Genomic DNA, 17,978 nt, shown 5'->3' with positions numbered 1-17,978 from the left:
GCGCGCGGGAGCCGGCGGGACAGCCGACGAGAGGCCGGTGGGCCCGAGCAGAACTCGGGCCCACCGGCCTCTTCGTCAGTGCGCTGCGATCGATCCGGGGATCAGGACGCGGCGGGAGCGGACGGCGACTCGACGGTGATCGAGCCGTCGATGATGCCCTCCTTGATGGTGTCCAGCTCGCCCTGCAGGTCGGCCGAGACCTTCGACTCGAAGTCGTGGAACGGCGCGATGCCGACGCCGTCGTTCTCGAGCGTGCCCACGTACGGGGTCGCGTCGAAGGCGTCGGCGCCCGCGGTGGAGGTGACGTCGGTGGTGCCGGCCTCGATGCCCTTGAGGATCGAGGTCAGGTACAGGTCGCCGCCGTCGGGGTAGGTCTCGTACAGGTCGGCGTCGACACCCACCATGGCGATCTCCTTGCCGGAGTCGCGGATGGCCTCGATGGCCGACTGGAAGATCGGGCCGCCGACCGGGAGGATGACGTCGGCGTTCTGGTCGATCAGGGACTGCGCGGCCGACTTGGCCTCGACACCGGCGGCGAAGCCTCCGGTGAAGGAGCCGGTCTGCGCGGCGACGTCCCAGCCGACGACCTTGACGTCGGTGCCCTTCTGCTCGTTGTGGTACGCCACGCCGTCCGCGAAGCCGTCCATGAAGATGGTGACGGTCGGGAACTGCTGGCCGCCGTAGGTGCCCACGACGCCCGTCTTCGAGTACGACGCCGCCGCGTAGCCGGCGAGGAACGCCGACTGCGAGGTGTCGAAGGTGATCGGCTTGACGTTCGGCAGGTCGATCGACGCGTCGTCGATGATGGCGAAGTCGATGTCGGTGTTCTCCTCCGCCGCGGCCGAGGTGGCCTCGGCGAGGGCGAAGCCGACGGTGATGATCAGGTTGCAGCCCTGGTCGACGAGGCTCGTCAGGTTGGGCGCGTAGTCCGTCTCGGACTCCGAGGTGACGGTCTTCGGGGTGACGCCGAGGTCCTCGGACGCCGCGACCAGGCCGTTGTAGCCCAGCTCGTTGAACGACTTGTCGTCGAACCCGCCCGCGTCGGAGACCATGCAGGGCAGGAAGTCGCCACCGGCGGCGGCGCTCGAGCCGCTCTCCTCGGGGGCGGAGGCGCAACCGGCGAGAAGCGCGGTGACGCCCAGAGCGGCGAGACCGCCGAACGCGGCCTTACGCGTGGTGATAGTCAAGATTCGTCCTCCAAGATTCGGCCCCGCGCGCACGATCGGCACTGCAGGGCATCGATGACCTCACGTTACCCAAGGTGTCGGAACGCTCAGCCGCCGCGGAGGGCCAACTCGGGAAGCGTTACACAGTGTTGATCTTGGGGAGGAGCCGCGAGCGGCTCCTCCCCCGCGGTCGGCCCGTCGAGGTGGTGCGTTCCGCAGAGCGGGTCGCGTCGGGCTGGCCGGAATCGCTGGCACGCGATTCCGGCTCGCGGCCCTCGATGCGGTGCCGGTCTTGGGGAGGAGCCGCAGGCGGCTCCTCCCCCGCGGTCGGCCACCAGGAGTGGTGCGTTCCGCAGAGCGGGTCGCGTCGGGCTGGCGGAAATCGCTGGCACGCGATTTCCGCTCGCGGCCCTCGACCCTGCGGGTGAGGGCGTCCGGGAGGCGGCGCTCCCGGACGGCTCTGCGACCAGTCGGTGAGGACACGACTGCCTCCGGGCGCGCGGCCACCCCATGCTGATCGAGTAGCGCGCGGAGCGCGCGTATCGAGATCCACAGACGTCAGAACGTGAGTCTGCAGAACCGCCCTGCTGGGGACGGCGGTCTCGATACGCCGCTGCGCGGCTACTCGACCAGCGGGGGTCGAGCGCGGCCGCCTCCAGCCATGCTGATCGAGTAGCCCTCGCGGAGGGCGTATCGAGATCCATCTGTTCCAGGACGACGGATCTCGCGACGATCGGCTACAGGACGTCGGTGCGGCCCGAGAGGCGGAGGGCGTCGACGACGCCCTTCACCTTCTGGGCGTTCTCCGTGGTGGTGACGAGGAGGGCGTCGGGGGTGTCGACGACGACGATGTCCTTCACGCCGATCAGCGCGATGGTGCGATTGCCGCCGCTGACCACGATGCCGGTGGCGGAGTCGGCGAGGACGCGGGCGTCCTCGCCGAGGATCGCCAGGTCGGAGCGCAGGCCGCTCGCGTGCAGCTTCGCGATGGAGGCGAAGTCGCCGACGTCGTCCCAGGAGAAGTGGCCGGGGACGACGGCGAGCTTGCCCTCCGCGGCGGCCGGCTCGGCGACCGAGTAGTCGATCGCGATCTTCTCCAGGCCCGGCCAGATGCGGTCGACGACAGCGCCGCGCTCCGGGGTGTCCCATGCCTCCGCGAGCTCGAGAAGACCCGCGAGCAGCTTCGGCTTCGAGCGACCGAGCTCCTCGAGCAGGCGGTCGGCGCGGGCGATGAACATGCCGGCGTTCCAGAGGTACTGACCGCTCTGCACGTAGGTGCGGGCGGTGTCGGCGTCGGGCTTCTCGACGAAGGAGTCGACGGCGAGCGTGTGCGCGGCGCCCTCGATGCCGAGGTGGTCGCCGGTGCGGATGTAGCCGAAGCCCACCGCCGGCTCGGTCGGCGTGATGCCGATCGTCGCGATGAAGCCGGCGTCGGCGGCGACGACCGCCTCGGCCACCGCGTCGTGGAAGAGGTGCTGACCGCTGATCACATGGTCGGCCGCGAACGAGCCGATGATCACGCCGGGCTCGCGGCGCTCGAGGATCGCGGCGGCGAGGCCGATCGCGGCGGAGGAGTCGCGCGGCTCGCTCTCGAGGACGACGTTGAGGTCCTCGAGGCTCTCGAGCTGCTGCTCCACCGCGGCGCGGTGCGCACGGCCGGTGACGACCATGATCCGGTCAGCACCCGAGATCGGGGCGAGGCGGTCCCAGGTGTCGCGGAGCAGGGTCTGGCCCGAGCCGGTGAGGTCGTGCAGGAACTTCGGGGCGTCGGCCCGGGAGAGCGGCCACAGCCTCGAGCCGATCCCGCCTGCCGGGATCACGCTGTAGAAGCGGTCGAGCGGGGCGCGGCCATCGGTCTCAGGTGATGTCATGTCCGCAGGATACAAGGGCGCCCGGACGTGTCCGTCCGTTCACCCGGGCGCGCTCCCGCGTTCACACGGCGCCCGTAGCGTCCGGAGGGTGAGAGTCGCGGTCGTCACGGAGAGCTTCCTCCCGTCGTTGAACGGTGTCACCACGAGCGTCCTCCGGGTCCTCGACGAGTTCGCGGCGCGCGGGATCGAGGCCCTCGTCGTCTGTCCTGCCGCGGGCGCGCCGGGGCACTACGCCGGCCACCGCGTCGTGGAGCACCCGGCGATCGCCTACCGCGACTTCCCCGTCGGCATCCCGACGCTGGCGCTCACCCGCGAGCTGGCCGCCTTCGAACCCGACGTCGTGCACGTCGCCTCGCCCTTCCTTCTGGGGGCGCGGGCCATCGCCTCGGCGAACCGGCTCGGGGTGCCCAGCGTCGCGATCTACCAGACCGACGTCCCGCGCTTCGCCGCCCGCTACGGGATCCGCGGCGCCCGGGCCCTGGCCTGGCGGGTGATCCGCCAGATCCACGCGGGCGCCGACCTGACGCTCGCCCCCTCGACCAGCGCGCTCGACGACCTCGCCGCGGCCGGCATCGAGCGCACGGCGCTCTGGGGGCGCGGCGTGCAGAGCGACCGCTTCCACCCGCGGATGCGCTCCTCGCCCTACGCCGCCGAGGTGCGGGCGCCGGTCGCCCCCGGCGACGCGCTCGTCGGCTACATCGGCCGTCTCTCCCCCGAGAAGCGCGTCGAGCGCCTGGCCTCCCTCTCCTCTCTTCCGGGCGCGGACCTGGTCGTCGGCGGCTACGGCCCCTCCTCCTCCCGTGTCGCGGCGGCGCTCGGCTCCTCGGCGCGGATGCTCGGACGGCTCGACGGGGAGCGACTGCCCGCGGTCTTCGCGGCCCTGGACGTCTTCGTGCACACCGGCACCGAGGAGACCTTCGGCCAGACCGTGCAGGAGGCGCAGGCCTCGGGCACGGCGGTCGTCGCCCCGCACGCCGGCGGCCCGACCGATCTGATCGAGCACGGCGTGGACGGGCTGCTCTACGCGCCGGAGAGCGACTCCGATCTGCGTCGGCAGGTCGAGCGGCTGCTGGACGATCCGGGGCTCCGCTCGAGGCTCGGCGAGGCGGGCCGGCGCCGCGTGCTGCACCGCACCTGGAGCGCGCTCACGGACGAGCTCCTCGCGCACTACGCGACGGTCGGCGCACCCGTGTCGATGGCCCGCGGCAGCTAAGGCTCGCCTAAGCCGCGGCGACCGGGCCCGGCGCTTAGAATCGTGGAGCGAGTGTTCTCGCCGCTCCTCCGCCCCGCCCGCGTCCTCGAGTCGCGGGTCCGGTCAGGCCGACGGAGCAGTCAACCAGGGAGGGTTGTTCGTGTCAGTTTCAGCTGCTCAAACCCTCGCACCCCGGAAGCAGGGGAAGATCCGCCGTCCGGCCGGAACCCTCTACCGCGGTCGCGAAGGCATGTGGTCGTGGGTGCTGCACCGGATCACCGGTGTCGCCATCTTCTTCTTCCTCCTCGTGCACGTCCTCGACACGGCCCTTATCGCCGTGAGCCCCGAGGCGTACAACGCGGTCATCGCCCAGTACAAGAACCCGATCATGGGCCTCGGCGAGACCGGCCTCGTGGCCGCGATCGCGTTCCACGCCATGAACGGCCTGCGCATCATCCTCGTCGACTTCTGGAGCTGGGCCACCCGGAACCAGCGCCTGCTCTTCTGGGTCGTCATCGGCCTGTGGGTCGTGCTGATGCTCGGCTTCGCGCCCCGCCACCTCATCAACGTCTTCAGCGAGGGAGGTGCCCATTGAGCACCGTCGCCGCACCGCGGACTCCGCACGTCCCGACCCGCGCCTCCGGCACCAACTGGGAGAAGTGGGGCTGGATCTACATGCGCGCCTCCGGCGTCGTGCTGATCGTCCTGATCTTCGGGCACCTGATCTTCAACCTGCTGCTCGGCGACGGCATCAAAGCCATCGACTTCGGCTTCGTCGGCGGCAAGCTCGCCAACCCGTTCTGGCAGTGGTGGGACGTCGCGATGCTCTGGCTCGCGCTCATCCACGGCGGCAACGGCATGCGCACGCTCGTGAACGACTACGCGACCTCGCCGCTGCTGGCCCGCGTCTTCAAGGGCGGCATCGTCGTCTCGGTCGTCGCGCTGATCGCGCTCGGCACCTACGTCGTCTTCGGCTTCAACCCCTGCCCGACCGGCGGGGACCCGAGCCTGCTGCCCTCCTTCTGCGCCGCCTAGGCGCCCGGTGCCGCGCGGTCCGTCCGCGCGGCACAGCCACGCCACCGGGAGCGCCCCTCCCCCACTCCCGCCCTTCCACCCCGTTCAACGGAGCAGTCACCCAGTGAGCACACCAGGCCACGTCCACAGCGGCGGCGCTGATCAGAGCGCCTTCACCCAGACCCTTGGCGCCGACGGCGTCCACTACCACCAGTTCGACGTGGTGATCGTGGGAGCCGGCGGAGCGGGCATGCGCGCCGCGATCGAGGCCGGGCCCAAGGCGAAGACCGCCGTCATCTCCAAGCTGTACCCGACGCGCTCGCACACCGGTGCGGCGCAGGGCGGCATGGCCGCCGCCCTCGCGAACGTCGAGGAGGACAGCTGGGAGTGGCACACCTTCGACACCGTCAAGGGCGGCGACTACCTCGTCGACCAGGACGCGGCGGAGATCCTCGCGAAGGAGGCCATCGACGCGGTCATCGACCTCGAGAACATGGGCCTGCCGTTCAACCGCACCGAGGACGGCAAGATCGACCAGCGCCGATTCGGCGGTCACACCCGCGACCACGGCAAGGCACCCGTGCGCCGGGCCTGCTACGCGGCGGACCGCACCGGCCACATGATCCTGCAGACGCTGTTCCAGAACTGCGTCCGCCTGGGCATCAACTTCTTCAACGAGTTCTACGTCCTCGACCTCGTGATGACCGAGGTCGACGGCGTGAACAAGCCGTCGGGCGTCGTCGCCTACGAGCTGGCGACCGGCGAGCTGCACGTCTTCCAGGCGAAGGCGATCATCTTCGCCACCGGCGGCTTCGGCAAGATCTACAAGACGACGTCGAACGCGCACACCCTCACGGGCGACGGCGTCGGCATCATCTGGCGCAAGGGCCTCCCCCTCGAGGACATGGAGTTCTTCCAGTTCCACCCCACCGGCCTCGCCGGGCTCGGCATCCTCCTCACCGAGGGAGCGCGAGGAGAGGGTGCGATCCTCCGCAACGCCTCGGGCGAGCGCTTCATGGAGCGGTACGCCCCGACCATCAAGGACCTCGCACCGCGCGACATCGTCGCCCGCTGCATGGTGCAAGAGGTGGCGGAGGGCCGCGGCGCCGGCCCGCACAAGGACTACGTGCTGCTGGACTGCACCCACCTCGGCGCCGAGGTGCTCGAGACGAAGCTCCCGGACATCACCGAGTTCGCCCGCACCTACCTGGGCGTCGACCCGGTCGTCGAGCCGGTGCCGGTCATGCCGACCGCGCACTACGCGATGGGCGGCATCCCGACGAACGTCAAGGCGGAGGTCCTCTCGGACAACACCACCGTCGTCCCCGGCCTCTACGCCGCCGGCGAGTGCGCCTGCGTCTCGGTGCACGGCTCGAACCGCCTGGGCACCAACTCGCTGCTCGACATCAACGTCTTCGGGAAGCGCAGCGGCAACAACGCCGCGGACTACTCGCAGACCGTCGACTTCACTCCCCTGCCCGAGAACCCCGCCGGCGCGATCCGCGACATGCTCGCCTCGCTCCGCGGCGCCACCGGCACCGAGCGGATCGCCTCGATCCGCAAGGAGCTGCAGGACGAGATGGACAAGAACGCCCAGGTGTTCCGCACCGACGAGTCGCTCGAGCAGGTCACCGGCACCATCCAGCGCCTGCGCGACCGGTTCCGCAACATCTCGGTGCAGGACAAGGGGAAGCGCTTCAACACCGATCTCCTGGAGGCCGTGGAGCTCGGTTTCCTCCTCGACCTCGCCGAGGTCGTCGTCTACTCCGCCCGGAACCGCAAGGAGAGCCGCGGCGGCCACATGCGCGACGACTTCCCCAAGCGCGACGACGAGAACTACATGCAGCACACGATGGCGTACCTCTCCGGTGACGCCCACTCCTCCGACGCGGGCGATCACATCCGCCTCGATTGGAAGCCCGTCGTGATCACCCGGTACCAGCCGATGGAGAGGAAGTACTAGTCGTGTCGTCCGCCACTCTCGAGCAGCCCCCCGCCGCCCCCGCGGCCCCGGAGGCGTTCACCGTCACGTTCATCATCCGCCGCTTCGATCCGGAGCAGGACACCGAGCCGCGCTGGCAGGACTTCGACGTCGAGATGTTCTCGACCGACCGCGTCCTCGACGCGCTGCACCGGATCAAGTGGGACCAGGACGGATCGCTGACCTTCCGCCGCTCCTGCGCGCACGGCATCTGCGGCTCCGACGCGATGCGGATCAACGGCCGCAACCGCCTGGCCTGCAAGACGCTGATCAAGGATCTCGACATCTCGCAGCCGATCTACATCGAGGCGATCAAGGGCCTGCCCCTCGAGAAGGACCTCGTCGTGGACATGGAGCCGTTCTTCGCCTCCTACCGCGAGGTGCAGCCGTTCCTGATCGCGAACACCCCGCCGACCAAGGGCAAGGAGCGCGTGCAGTCGGTCGCCGACCGCGCCCGCTTCGACGACACCACCAAGTGCATCCTCTGCGCCGCGTGCACGTCGTCCTGCCCCGTGTTCTGGACCGACGGGCAGTACTTCGGCCCCGCCGCGATCGTGAACGCGCACCGCTTCATCTTCGACTCGCGCGACGACGCGGGCGGAGCCCGCCTGGACATCCTCAACGACAAGGAGGGCGTCTGGCGCTGCCGCACGACCTTCAACTGCACCGAGGCCTGCCCCCGCGGCATCCAGATCACCCAGGCGATCGCCGAGGTGAAGCAGGCCGTCATCCGCGGCCGCGCCTGACGCTTCCTCCCCCGTTCGGCCCGTCGTGATCCTCGGATCCGGCGGGCCGTTCGTCATCCCCGGGCCCGGCGGTGCACTTCCGGCACGTGGGAACAGCTCCGGCACGCCCGAATCCTGCCGACCGACGAGCCCGACTCGGAATCACGAGCCGAACATCCCCCGCACCTCACCTCCGGCACGTGAAAACAACTCCGGCACGCCCGAACACGGCGAATCGACGAGCCCGAGCCGGAATCACGAGCCGAACGTCAGTCCATCCCACCTCCGGCACGCGGAAACCGCTTCGGCACGCCCGACGACGGCGGATCGACGAGCCGGACCCCGCATCGCGAGCCCGACCTCCCCGGTGCCGGCCCTCGGTCGCCGGTCGCCTCCTCCACAGTCGGCGGTGAGCACGAGCTCTCCACCGAACGGGCGATCAGGTCCGCACGGATCGCCGTCCGACGGCAGAGTCGGCGCATGCAATACGGAGTGCACCACATCGGCTACCTTCACGCGGTCGGCGTCGACGCCACGGCCGCCGTGCGATCGGGCGCGCTGCGCCGCATCAGGCGCGGCTGGTACGCGTCGCCGCACGCCTCGGCGGAGGAGCTGCGCGCGGCGGAGGCCTGCGGGTCGCTGTCCTGCATCTCTCTGCTGGCAGAGGCGGGCGCCTTCCGTCCGCCCGACACCCGACTCCACCTCGCCATCACCTCCAGCTCGCGCCCGCGGCCGCGAGAACTGGGTAGCGACGTGGTCACGCATTGGAGTCGCCGTGCACGGCCGGCGGAGTACCGCTCCATCCGGACGACGCGCATCGAGGCGCTGACCCAGGTCTTCCTCTGCCAGCCTCTCGAGCTCGCCGTCGCCGTCGCCGATTCCTGCCTGCGCCTGCGCCTCATCGGGTCCGATGCTCTCGCCCAGTCGCTGGCGGCGCTGCCCCGTCGCTTCGCCGTCGTTGCGGAGCTGGTCGACGCCCGTTCGGAGTCCGGGACGGAGTCCGTCACTCGGGTCCGCCTGCATCTGCTCGGCATCAGGTCCGACATCCAGGTCGAGATCGACGGCGTCGGCAGGGTCGACCTGGCGATCGACGGGTGGCTGCTCCTCGAGATCGACGGTCGCGCCTGGCACGACGACCCAAACGCCTTCCAGCGAGACCGGGATCGCGACCGCGCGGCAGCCGAGCGCGGGTACACGACGCTCCGCTTCACCTACGCGGACGTGATGCATCACTGGCCGCGCACCCGCGACAGCATCCTCGCGGTCCGCGCGCGCGGCCCGCTCCGCTGAGTCCCGCCCGCCCGACGCGAGGATGCCTCCCTTGACAGCCAGAGGCGCACCGTTCGAGGCAGGCGAGGTCGTCGGGCGACCACCGGACGTCGGTGCCGACGCTCCGGCACGCGGAACAGGTTCCGGCACGCAGGAGGGACGCGATTCCGCGAGCCGGAGGCGGTTCCGAGAGCCGGAGGTCGGGCCGCCGGGGTCCGGCACGCGGGAACTGCTCCGGCACGTCGGAGGTGCGGCATTCCACGAGCCGGAGGCGATCCCGCGAGCCGGAGGTCGCGCCGCCGCGCGCGGCGGAGGCGTGCGTCTCGGAGCCGCGCCCGGCGCCTCTACGCTGGAGGGCATGACGGAGGCGGCGACCGAGGCACCGCGCGGCATCCCGGCGCTGTTCGAGCGGATCATGCGGACGAGGCCGGTGCGGGTGATGCTGCACTACTCCGAGAGCGGCGGGCCGCTGTTCGCGTCGGGGCTCGCCTTCCAGGCGCTGTTCGCGATCTTCGCGGCGCTGTTCGTGTTCTTCGCTGTCTTCGGCTTCGTCCTGCGCGACAACGCGGCGCTGCGCGACTCGCTCCTGCAGCTGCTCACCAGCTCGGTGCCCGGGCTGATCGGGGACAAGAACGCGCTGGTGTCCATCGACACGCTGCTCGACTCCACGATCCTCGGCTGGACCGGAGTGATCGCCGCGGCGGGTCTGCTCTGGACGGCGCTCAACTTCCTCGGCAGCCTCCGGCAGGCGGTGCGGATCCTGTTCTCCCTGCCCGGTCCGACCGTCCTGTTCGTCCTGCTCAAGCTCAAGGACGCGGGGCTCGCGCTCGTCTTCGGCGCCGTCCTCGTCGTGTCCGCGGCGCTCTCGGTCTTCTCGACCTCGTTCGTCGACGTCGCGTTCGACGTCCTCGGGATCGGCAGCGACTCGACCCTCGGCCGGGTCACCGGCACCGTCGTCGGCCTGCTGATCATGCTCGCGCTCGACACCGCTACGCTCGCCGGCTCGTTCCGGATCCTCAGCGGCATCCCGATCCCGTGGAAGAACCTCTGGGTCGGCGCGCTGATGGGCGGGATCGCGCTCGGCGCGCTCAAGGTCCTCGGAACCCAGCTGCTCGGCGGCGCCTCGCGCAACCCGCTGCTCGCCTCCTTCGCCGTCCTGATCGGTCTGCTGATCTGGTTCAACCTGGTCTGCCAGGTGATCCTGATCGTCGCCTCCTGGATCTCGGTGGGCATGAGCGACGCCGGCATCTCGGCGCGCAAGCGCACGCCGGACGAGATCGAGCGCGAGCGCGAGGAGCAGCTGCGCCTCGCCCGCCGCACCCTCGCCGAGGCGGAGCGCGAGCGCCTGCGCGCCGCCCTGCCGGACGCGTCGCTGCTCAAGCGCCGGCGCCTGGAGAAGCAGCTCTCGCGCCTCGAGGACGAGCTGGCCGACGCGGCCGCTTGAATCCGCGGCAGTCGCTCTCCTCGACACACGCTCTCCTCGACGCCGACGCGGCCGACCGAGCCCTGGCGCGGAACGACGACTGTCGAACATGTCCGTTTCTGTTGACATCGGACACGAACGGGTCTAAAAAGATGTAAACGCAGATCCGAGGTCGACACCGACACCGCGGACGAGGCGTAGCATCTCGCGAGACGACGGAGTCCACATGTACGCACCGGAGCGGCACCAGGCGATCCTGGACCGCGCCCGCACCGACGGGCGGGTCGAGGTCCGCGACCTCGCGCAGTCCCTCGCGGTCACGCCCGAGACGATCCGCCGGGACCTCACCAGCCTGGAGAAGCGCGGCCTGCTGCGCCGGGCCCACGGCGGCGCGATCCCCGTCGAGCGCCTGGGCATCGAACCCGAGGTCGCCGCCCGCGAGGGCCACCTCGCCGCGGAGAAGGACCGCATCGCCACCGCCGCACTGGCCGAGGTCCCCGACGGCGGCTCGATCGCCATCGACGCCGGGACCACCACGGTCCGCCTCGCGGAGCTGCTCCCCCTGGACCGCCGGCTGACGGTCGTCACCCATTCCCTCCCTGTCGCGGTGGCGCTCGTCGGCCGGCCCAACATCGACCTCCACCTGCTCGGCGGGCACCTGCGCGGGGTCACGCAGGCCGCCGTCGGGCCGTGGGTCGCCCAGGTGATCCCCACCGTCTCGGTGGACGTCGCCTTCATCGGCACGAACGGCATCAGCCGGGAGCGGGGGCTCACCACCCCCGACCTCGACGAGGCCGTCGTCAAGACCGCGCTCATCGCCGCCGCGCGCCGGGTCGTCGTCCTCGCCGACCACTCCAAGTTCGGCCGCCAGGACTTCGGGCACGTCGCCCCGCTGTCCGCGATCGACACCGTCATCACCGATCGAGGAGTCGACGACGAGCTCGCCGACGACATCGAATCGGCCGGCCCGGAGGTCGTCCGCGCATGATCGTCACCGTCACCGCCAACCCCAGCATCGACGTCACCCTGTCGACGAGCGGCTTCGCCGTCGGCGAGGTCAACCGCGCCCACGGCGTGCGCCGCGACCCGGCCGGCAAGGGCGTCAACGTCGCCAGGGCCCTCGCCCGCAACGGCGTCGAGGCCACGGCGATCTACCCGGCCGACGCCTCCACGGGCCTGGACCTGCGCTCCATGCTCGAGGCGGCCGGAGTCGCCTCGGCGAGTGCGCCCATCGCGCAGCCGATCCGCACCAACATCACCGTCGTCGACGACGCGACCGGACGCACCACCAAGATCAACGAGCCCGGCCCGGCCGTCACGCCGGAGGAGGCGAAGGCGCTCTCCGCTCTGATCTGCGACCACGTCGTCGCCGGCCCGCGCTGGCTCGTCGCCTGCGGCAGCGTCCCGCCCGGCCTCGGCGACGACTTCTACCCGGCGCTCGGCCGCCTCGCCACCCACTTCGGCGTCCCCCTCGCCGTCGACACCTCCGGAGCACCCCTGACCGCGATCATCGCGGCCGGCACCGCGACGCTGGTGAAGCCCAACCTCGAGGAGCTCGAGGAGCTCCTCGGCCGCTCCCTCGCGACCGTCGGCGACGTCGTCGACGGAGCCCGCACACTCCTCCGCCTCCCGGACGCGCGAGCGCTCGTGAGCCTCGGAGAGCACGGCGCCCTCCTCGTCACGGCGGACTCGTCGTGGTGGGCGGGCGCACCCCCCGTCGTGCCCCTCAGCACCGTCGGCGCCGGCGACAGCACCCTCGCGGGCTACCTGTCGGCGACCGACGCCTCGGAGGCGGAGCGTCTGCGGACGGCCGTCGCCTGGGGCACCGCCGCCGTCACCCTCCCGGGCAGTGAAGCCCCGGGTCCCGACTCCCTCCGCCTCGACGACGTCTCCGTCGTCGAGAACCCCGACCCCACCCTCCCGATTGGAGAACTGAGCGCATGACTGCTCTCACCGAGGCGTCGACGGTCATCGTCGACCTCACCGCCGCCACGAAGGACGACGCCACCGCGCAGCTCGCGAAGACGCTCGCCGACGCCGGCCGCGTCACCGACCTCGACGGCTTCCTCGCCGACGTCCGCGACCGCGAGTCGCAGATGGCCACCGGCATGCCCGGCGGCATCGGGATCCCCCACGCCCGCTCCTCGCACGTCGTCTCGCCCAGCGTCGCCGTCGGCATCGCCAAGTCCGGCGTCGACTTCGGCGCCCCGGACGGCCCCGCGGACCTGATCTTCCTCATCGCCGCCCCCGACGGCGCCGACCAGGCCCATCTCAAGATCCTCGCCCAGCTCGCCCGCAAGCTGATCCACGAGTCCTTCACCGGATCCCTCCGCGCCGCCGGCAGCGGCCAGGAAGTCGCGGACATCATCGCCCGAGAGGTCGTCGTCTCGTGAAGATCGTCGCCGTCACCAGCTGCATCGCCGGCATCGCGCACACCTACATGGCGGCCGAGGCCCTCGAGCAGGCCGCCAAGAAGAAGGGCTACCAGATCCAGGTCGAGACCCAGGGCGCGGCCGGCTCCGACCCGATGTCCGACCAGACGATCGCCGACGCCGACGTCGTGATCCTCGCCGCCGACCTCGAGGTCCGCGGCAAGGACCGCTTCGCCGGCAAGCCGACCCTCGAGGTCGGCACCTCGGAGGCGCTCGCGAAGGCCGCGGACGTCATCGACCGCGCCGCCGCGAAGGTCCAGGACGCTCCCGCCGCCGCCTCCTCGACGGGCGCCCCGCGCTTCGTCGCGGTGACGAGCTGCATCGCCGGCATCGCGCACACCTACATGGCGGCCGAGGCGCTGGAGCAGGCCGCCAAGAAGCGCGGCTATCCGATCCACGTCGAGACCCAGGGCGCCGCCGGCTCGGACGAGATGACCGCGGGCGACATCGCCGCCGCGGACGTCGTCATCCTCGCCGCCGACCTCGAGATCCGCGGCAAGGACCGCTTCGCCGGCAAGCCGATCCTCCAGGTCGGCGTCGCCGAGGCGCTGTCGAAGCCGGACGAGGTGCTCGACCGGGCGCTCGCCCTGCGCGGCACCGGCACGGCTCCGTCCGCCGCCCGCTCGACTCCGGCCGCGGCGCCCGCCGCCCCGAAGAAGGTCGGCGTCGGCACGCGCATCCGCCAGAACCTGATGACCGGCGTCTCGTACATGATCCCGTTCGTCGCGGCGGGCGGTCTGCTGATCGCGCTGTCGTTCCTCTTCGGCGGCTACCAGATCGTCAGCTACACGCCGCAGCAGATCATCGACAACGGCTTCAACATCGCCAACATCACCGACTGGGCCGGAGTGATGTTCCTGATCGGCGGCGCGACCTTCGCGTTCCTGGTGCCGGTGCTCTCGGGCTTCATCGCCTTCGGCATCGCGGACCGCCCCGGCATCGCGCCCGGCTTCCTCGGCGGCGCCGTGGCGGTCACCGTCGGCGCCGGCTTCCTCGGCGGCCTCGCGTCCGGCTTCATCGCCGGCTACGCGGCGCTGTACATCTCGCGGATCAAGCTGCCGGCGGCCTTCAAGTCGCTGATGCCGGTCGTCATCATCCCGCTGATCGCGACCTTCATCACGGGCTTCCTGATGTTCGTCGTCCTCGGCGCGCCGCTGCGCGCGCTGAGCGAGGGACTGTCGGCCTGGCTCTCGGGCCTCACCGGCGGCAACCTGATCATCCTCGGGATCATCCTGGGCCTGATGATGGCGTTCGACATGGGCGGCCCGGTCAACAAGGTGGCCTACGCCTTCGCGACCACGGGGCTCGCCTCGGTCCCCGCGGACGGCGACCCGAACTCGGTGCAGTTCAAGGTGATGGCGATCGTGATGGCGGCCGGCATGACGCCGCCGCTGGGCCTCGCTCTCGCCACGTCGCTCCGCAAGCGCCTGTTCACCGACGCCGAGCGCCAGAACGGCAAGGCGGCCTACCTGCTGGGCGCCTCGTTCATCTCCGAGGGCGCGATCCCGTTCGCCGCGGTCGACCCGCTGCGCGTGATCCCCTCCGCCATGATCGGCTCGGCCGTCACCGGCGCGCTCGTCGCGCTCTTCGGCTCGACGCTGCGCGCCCCGCACGGCGGCGTCTGGGTGACCGGACTGGTGGGGCAGCCGCTGCTCTACCTGGTCGCGATCCTCGTCGGCATGGTGGTCACGGCGGTCTGCGTGATCATCGCGAAGAGCATCAAGCGCGCTCCGATCGTCGCCGAGGTCCCGGAGCCGGCCACGGCCCGCCCCGTCGCCGTCTGATCCGCACCGACCGACCGTCCTGAGCGGTCCCGCCGGCGGTCCCGTCTCCGCGTCGCCCCTCTCCTCCGAGGGGGCGGCGCGGGGCGGGGCCGCCGGCTTCTGCATGCCCCGGGGGCGCGCCGGTCCGCCGCTGCCCCGTGCGCCGCGCGCTGTCGGCGGTCCTCCGTAGACTGCTCCGGTGACTCGAAAGCCGCTCCGCATCGCCTCCGTCAACGTCAACGGCGTCCGCGCCGCCTTCCGCAAGGGCATGGGCGACTGGCTCGCCGCCCGCGACGTCGACATCCTCGCCCTGCAGGAGGTCCGCGCCTCCACCGACGACCTCACCGGCCTGCTCGGCGACGAGTGGGACGTGCTGCACGACGAGGCGACCGCCAAGGGCCGCGCCGGAGTCGCGCTCGCCTCGCGCAAGCGCGCGACGATCCACCGGGTCGCGCTCGGCGCCGACGACTTCGACTCCGCGGGCCGCTGGCTCGAGGCCGACTACGAGGTCGGCGACCGGACCGTGACCGTCGTCTCCACCTACGTGCACTCGGGCGGCGTCGGCACGCCGAAGCAGGACGAGAAGATGCGCTTCCTCGACGCGATGATCGAGCGCCTCCCCCAGCTGCAGGCCCACAACCCGCTCGCCGTCGTGATGGGCGACCTCAACGTCGGCCACCGCACCCTCGACATCAAGAACTGGAAGGGCAACGTCAAGAAGGCCGGCTTCCTCCCCGAGGAGCGCGCCTACTTCGACCGCTTCGTCGGCGCCGAGGGCGAGGAGGGCTACAACGCCGGAGCCGGGATGGGCTGGGTCGACCTCGGCCGCCGCTTCGCCGGCGAGGTGCCCGGGCCCTACACCTGGTGGTCGCAGCGCGGCCAGGCGTTCGACACCGACACCGGCTGGCGGATCGACTACCAGCTCGCGACGCCGGAGCTCGCCGCCCTGGCCCGCAGCTACGAGATCGACCGCGCCAGCGCGTGGGACACCCGCTGGTCCGACCACGCGCCTGTCGTCGTCGACTACGAGCTCTGACCCCCTTCTCCCCCGGCGCCGACCGCGCCGCCGTCACTCAGGAGGCCTCACCATGACCCCCAGCACTCCGGGCGCGAAGCCCGTCATCTTCTCCGGCATGCAGCCCTCCTCCGGCTCGCTGCACCTCGGCAACTACATCGGCGCCCTCACCCAGTGGGTCGCGATGCAGGACGACTTCGACGCCCACTTCTGCGTCGTCGACCTGCACGCGATCACCGTGCCGCAGGAGCCCGCCGAGCTGCGCGCGCGCACCCGCGCCACCGCCGCGCAGTACATCGCGGCCGGCATCGACCCGGAGCGCTCGACGCTGTTCATCCAGTCGCACGTCCCGGCCCACGCCGAGCTGGCCTGGATCCTGAACACGGTCACCGGCTTCGGCGAGGCCAGCCGGATGACGCAGTTCAAGGACAAGTCGGCGAAGCAGGGCACGGAGGCGGCCTCGGTCGGCCTCTTCACCTACCCGATCCTGATGGCCGCCGACATCCTGCTGTACCAGACCGACGCCGTGCCGGTCGGCGAGGACCAGCGCCAGCACCTCGAGCTGACCCGCGACCTCGCGGGCCGCTTCAACACGCGCTTCGGCGAGACCTTCGCGATCCCGGAGCCGTACATCGCCAAGGAGACGGCGAAGATCTACGACCTGCAGAACCCCGGCGCGAAGATGTCGAAGTCCGCGGAGTCGGACGCGGGCCTCCTCAGCGTGCTCGACGAGCCGAAGGTCACCGCGAAGAAGATCATGCGCGCCGTCACCGACACCGAGTCCGAGGTGCGCTTCGACCGCGCGGCCAAGCCGGGCGTCTCGAACCTGCTCACCGTCTACTCCGTCCTCGCCGGCCGCACGATCGAGTCGCTCGAGCAGGAGTACGCGGGCCGCGGCTACGGCGACCTGAAGAAGGGCCTGGTCGAGGTCGTCGCGGCGACCTTCGATCCGATCCGCGCGCGCACCGCCGAGCTGCTCGAGGACCCGGCCGAGCTGGACCGGGTGCTCTCCCGCGCGGCGGACCGCGCCTCGGAGACGGCCGAGCGCACGCTCGCGACCGTGTACGAGCGGGTCGGCTTCCTGCGCCGCAGTCGCTGAGCCCTCGATGATCCGGCTCGCCCTCTTCGATCTCGACGACACGCTCTTCGCGCACGCCCGTGCGGTGCGCGAGGGGATCGTCGCGTACGCGGCCACGCTCGGCGACGCGTACGCGGGCGAGGCGGGCGCGCTGCAGCGGCGCTGGTACGCGCTGGAGGAGGAGCACTACCACCGCTACCTCGCCGGCGAGCTCGACTACGAGGGGCAGCGGCGCGCCCGCGCCACGGCCTTCGCGGCCGACGCCGGTGTCGCGCTGACGCCCGAGGAGGCGAGCGCGTGGTTCGCCGCCTACCTGGGGCACTACGTCGCGGCGTGGACGCTGCACGACGACGCCCTGCCGGTGCTCGATCGGCTCGATGCGGCGGGCGTCCGGATCGGTGTGATCACCAACGGCGATGTGGACTTCCAGACGACCAAGACGGACGCGATCGGTCTGACGGAGCGGGTCGAGCACCTCGTGGCGTCGGGCGAGGTCGGCGTGACGAAGCCGGATGCGCGGATCTTCCACGTCGCCTGCGAGCGCTTCGGCGTCGCTCCGGCCGACGCGCTGTACGTCGGCGACCGGCTGGGCACCGACGCGATCGGCGCGGCGCGCGCCGGCCTGCGCGGGGTGTGGCTCGACCGCGTCGGCGGTCCGGAGCACGGGCGCGAGCTGCCGCCGGAGGCCGTCGCGCTCGGGGTGGTGCGGATCGGGTCGCTGGACGAGCTGGACGCGATCGCGGGGCTGCGCTGACCCTCGGCCGGCGGGCTGACCGTTCACTCGTGCTCGGCGGAGCGTCCGGATGCAGCGTCAGCGCGCTACCTCTGTGCACGCCTCCGCCCGAGCGCCAGCGCGAGGTTCATCGTTCGCGGATCAAGGTGACGATCACCAGGGAGGCACAGGAGCCGCACACGCCGAGAGTCACAACGTCGTACGGATCGTCGATCCCTCCGACGATCGTCGTCACGACGGCGACTCCCATGCTCACTCCCAGCAGGGCGAGCGCGAAGCGGCGCACGCGGTCTTCCTTCTTCTTCGGCACTGTCAT

At 71.3% G+C, this 17,978-nt stretch carries 17 protein-coding genes; 14 read left to right on the top strand and 3 right to left on the bottom strand.

Annotation, left to right across the window (positions count from 1 at the left end; all coding sequences use genetic code 11):
- Window positions 1–101 precede the first annotated feature (101 nt).
- Window positions 102–1,187 (bottom strand): BMP family ABC transporter substrate-binding protein, encoded by a 1,086-nt coding sequence (locus EDF17_RS04080; protein ID WP_123445290.1) that lies wholly within the window; start codon window positions 1,185–1,187, stop codon window positions 102–104.
- 716 nt (window positions 1,188–1,903) lie between these two features.
- Window positions 1,904–3,037, bottom strand: a complete 1,134-nt coding sequence (locus tag EDF17_RS04075) for a mannose-1-phosphate guanylyltransferase (RefSeq protein ID WP_123445289.1) — start codon at window positions 3,035–3,037, stop codon at window positions 1,904–1,906.
- A gap of 88 nt (window positions 3,038–3,125) precedes the next feature.
- On the opposite strand from EDF17_RS04075, the gene EDF17_RS04070 reads away from it, so the two are divergent.
- The 14 genes from EDF17_RS04070 to EDF17_RS04005 all read left to right on the top strand — a co-directional run bounded on the left by EDF17_RS04070 (window position 3,126) and on the right by EDF17_RS04005 (window position 17,683).
- Window positions 3,126–4,250: a glycosyltransferase family 1 protein gene (locus EDF17_RS04070; protein WP_123445288.1), complete on the top strand. Its 1,125-nt coding sequence runs from the start codon at window positions 3,126–3,128 to the stop codon at window positions 4,248–4,250.
- 187 nt (window positions 4,251–4,437) lie between these two features.
- Window positions 4,438–4,824: a succinate dehydrogenase, cytochrome b556 subunit gene (gene sdhC, locus EDF17_RS04065; protein WP_260300765.1), complete on the top strand. Its 387-nt coding sequence runs from the start codon at window positions 4,438–4,440 to the stop codon at window positions 4,822–4,824.
- Complete coding sequence (locus EDF17_RS04060) at window positions 4,821–5,264, top strand: succinate dehydrogenase hydrophobic membrane anchor subunit (RefSeq protein WP_123445286.1); 444 nt, start codon at window positions 4,821–4,823, stop codon at window positions 5,262–5,264. Before sdhC ends, EDF17_RS04060 begins: the two co-directional genes overlap by 4 nt.
- 199 nt (window positions 5,265–5,463) lie before the next feature.
- Entirely contained in the window at window positions 5,464–7,206 is a 1,743-nt protein-coding gene (gene sdhA, locus EDF17_RS04055) for a succinate dehydrogenase flavoprotein subunit (protein ID WP_243587270.1), read from the top strand.
- A gap of 2 nt (window positions 7,207–7,208) precedes the next feature.
- Window positions 7,209–7,970 (top strand): succinate dehydrogenase iron-sulfur subunit, encoded by a 762-nt coding sequence (locus EDF17_RS04050; protein ID WP_123445284.1) that lies wholly within the window; start codon window positions 7,209–7,211, stop codon window positions 7,968–7,970.
- A gap of 459 nt (window positions 7,971–8,429) precedes the next feature.
- Window positions 8,430–9,239: a DUF559 domain-containing protein gene (locus EDF17_RS04045; protein ID WP_123445283.1), complete on the top strand. Its 810-nt coding sequence runs from the start codon at window positions 8,430–8,432 to the stop codon at window positions 9,237–9,239.
- 337 nt (window positions 9,240–9,576) lie between these two features.
- Complete coding sequence (locus tag EDF17_RS04040) at window positions 9,577–10,662, top strand: YihY/virulence factor BrkB family protein (RefSeq protein WP_159423283.1); 1,086 nt, start codon at window positions 9,577–9,579, stop codon at window positions 10,660–10,662.
- Window positions 10,663–10,867: 205 nt separating this feature from the next.
- Window positions 10,868–11,629: a DeoR/GlpR family DNA-binding transcription regulator gene (locus tag EDF17_RS04035; protein WP_123445281.1), complete on the top strand. Its 762-nt coding sequence runs from the start codon at window positions 10,868–10,870 to the stop codon at window positions 11,627–11,629.
- Window positions 11,626–12,585 carry a 1-phosphofructokinase family hexose kinase gene (locus EDF17_RS04030; RefSeq protein ID WP_123445280.1) on the top strand — a complete coding sequence of 320 codons (960 nt, stop codon included), beginning with the start codon at window positions 11,626–11,628 and terminating at the stop codon, window positions 12,583–12,585. The genes EDF17_RS04035 and EDF17_RS04030 overlap by 4 nt, the downstream gene beginning before the upstream one ends.
- Window positions 12,582–13,034 carry a PTS sugar transporter subunit IIA gene (locus EDF17_RS04025; protein ID WP_123445279.1) on the top strand — a complete coding sequence of 151 codons (453 nt, stop codon included), beginning with the start codon at window positions 12,582–12,584 and terminating at the stop codon, window positions 13,032–13,034. Before EDF17_RS04030 ends, EDF17_RS04025 begins: the two co-directional genes overlap by 4 nt.
- On the top strand, window positions 13,031–14,857 hold the full coding sequence (locus EDF17_RS04020; RefSeq protein ID WP_123445278.1) for a PTS fructose-like transporter subunit IIB: 1,827 nt from the start codon (window positions 13,031–13,033) through the stop codon (window positions 14,855–14,857). The genes EDF17_RS04025 and EDF17_RS04020 overlap by 4 nt, the downstream gene beginning before the upstream one ends.
- 247 nt (window positions 14,858–15,104) lie before the next feature.
- Window positions 15,105–15,872, top strand: a complete 768-nt coding sequence (locus EDF17_RS04015; RefSeq protein ID WP_243582899.1) for an exodeoxyribonuclease III — start codon at window positions 15,105–15,107, stop codon at window positions 15,870–15,872.
- Window positions 15,873–15,924: 52 nt separating this feature from the next.
- Complete coding sequence (trpS, locus tag EDF17_RS04010; RefSeq protein WP_123445276.1) at window positions 15,925–16,950, top strand: tryptophan--tRNA ligase; 1,026 nt, start codon at window positions 15,925–15,927, stop codon at window positions 16,948–16,950.
- 7 nt (window positions 16,951–16,957) lie between these two features.
- Entirely contained in the window at window positions 16,958–17,683 is a 726-nt protein-coding gene (locus EDF17_RS04005; protein ID WP_123445275.1) for an HAD family hydrolase, read from the top strand.
- 106 nt (window positions 17,684–17,789) lie between these two features.
- Here the strand turns inward: EDF17_RS04005 and EDF17_RS04000 are convergent, their stop codons facing one another.
- Entirely contained in the window at window positions 17,790–17,978 is a 189-nt protein-coding gene (locus EDF17_RS04000; protein ID WP_133671882.1) for a hypothetical protein, read from the bottom strand.

Source organism: Rathayibacter sp. PhB1, from assembly GCF_004362935.1.
In the GTDB taxonomy this organism is placed as follows: domain Bacteria; phylum Actinomycetota; class Actinomycetes; order Actinomycetales; family Microbacteriaceae; genus Rathayibacter; species Rathayibacter festucae.
This window is presented reverse-complemented; position numbering and strand designations above follow the sequence as displayed.

What these genes read in the sequence shown, in the direction of transcription:
- EDF17_RS04075 (WP_123445289.1), bottom strand. Translation starts at nt 3,037, where the DNA reads ATGACATCACCTGAGACCGATGGCCGCGCCCCGCTCGACCGCTTCTAC.
- EDF17_RS04045 (WP_123445283.1), top strand. Translation starts at nt 8,430, where the DNA reads ATGCAATACGGAGTGCACCACATCGGCTACCTTCACGCGGTCGGCGTC.
- EDF17_RS04040 (WP_159423283.1), top strand. Translation starts at nt 9,577, where the DNA reads ATGACGGAGGCGGCGACCGAGGCACCGCGCGGCATCCCGGCGCTGTTC.
- EDF17_RS04035 (WP_123445281.1), top strand. Translation starts at nt 10,868, where the DNA reads ATGTACGCACCGGAGCGGCACCAGGCGATCCTGGACCGCGCCCGCACC.
- EDF17_RS04030 (WP_123445280.1), top strand. Translation starts at nt 11,626, where the DNA reads ATGATCGTCACCGTCACCGCCAACCCCAGCATCGACGTCACCCTGTCG.
- EDF17_RS04025 (WP_123445279.1), top strand. Translation starts at nt 12,582, where the DNA reads ATGACTGCTCTCACCGAGGCGTCGACGGTCATCGTCGACCTCACCGCC.
- EDF17_RS04015 (WP_243582899.1), top strand. Translation starts at nt 15,105, where the DNA reads ATGGGCGACTGGCTCGCCGCCCGCGACGTCGACATCCTCGCCCTGCAG.
- trpS (WP_123445276.1), top strand. Translation starts at nt 15,925, where the DNA reads ATGACCCCCAGCACTCCGGGCGCGAAGCCCGTCATCTTCTCCGGCATG.
- EDF17_RS04005 (WP_123445275.1), top strand. Translation starts at nt 16,958, where the DNA reads ATGATCCGGCTCGCCCTCTTCGATCTCGACGACACGCTCTTCGCGCAC.
- EDF17_RS04000 (WP_133671882.1), bottom strand. Translation starts at nt 17,978, where the DNA reads ATGACAGTGCCGAAGAAGAAGGAAGACCGCGTGCGCCGCTTCGCGCTC.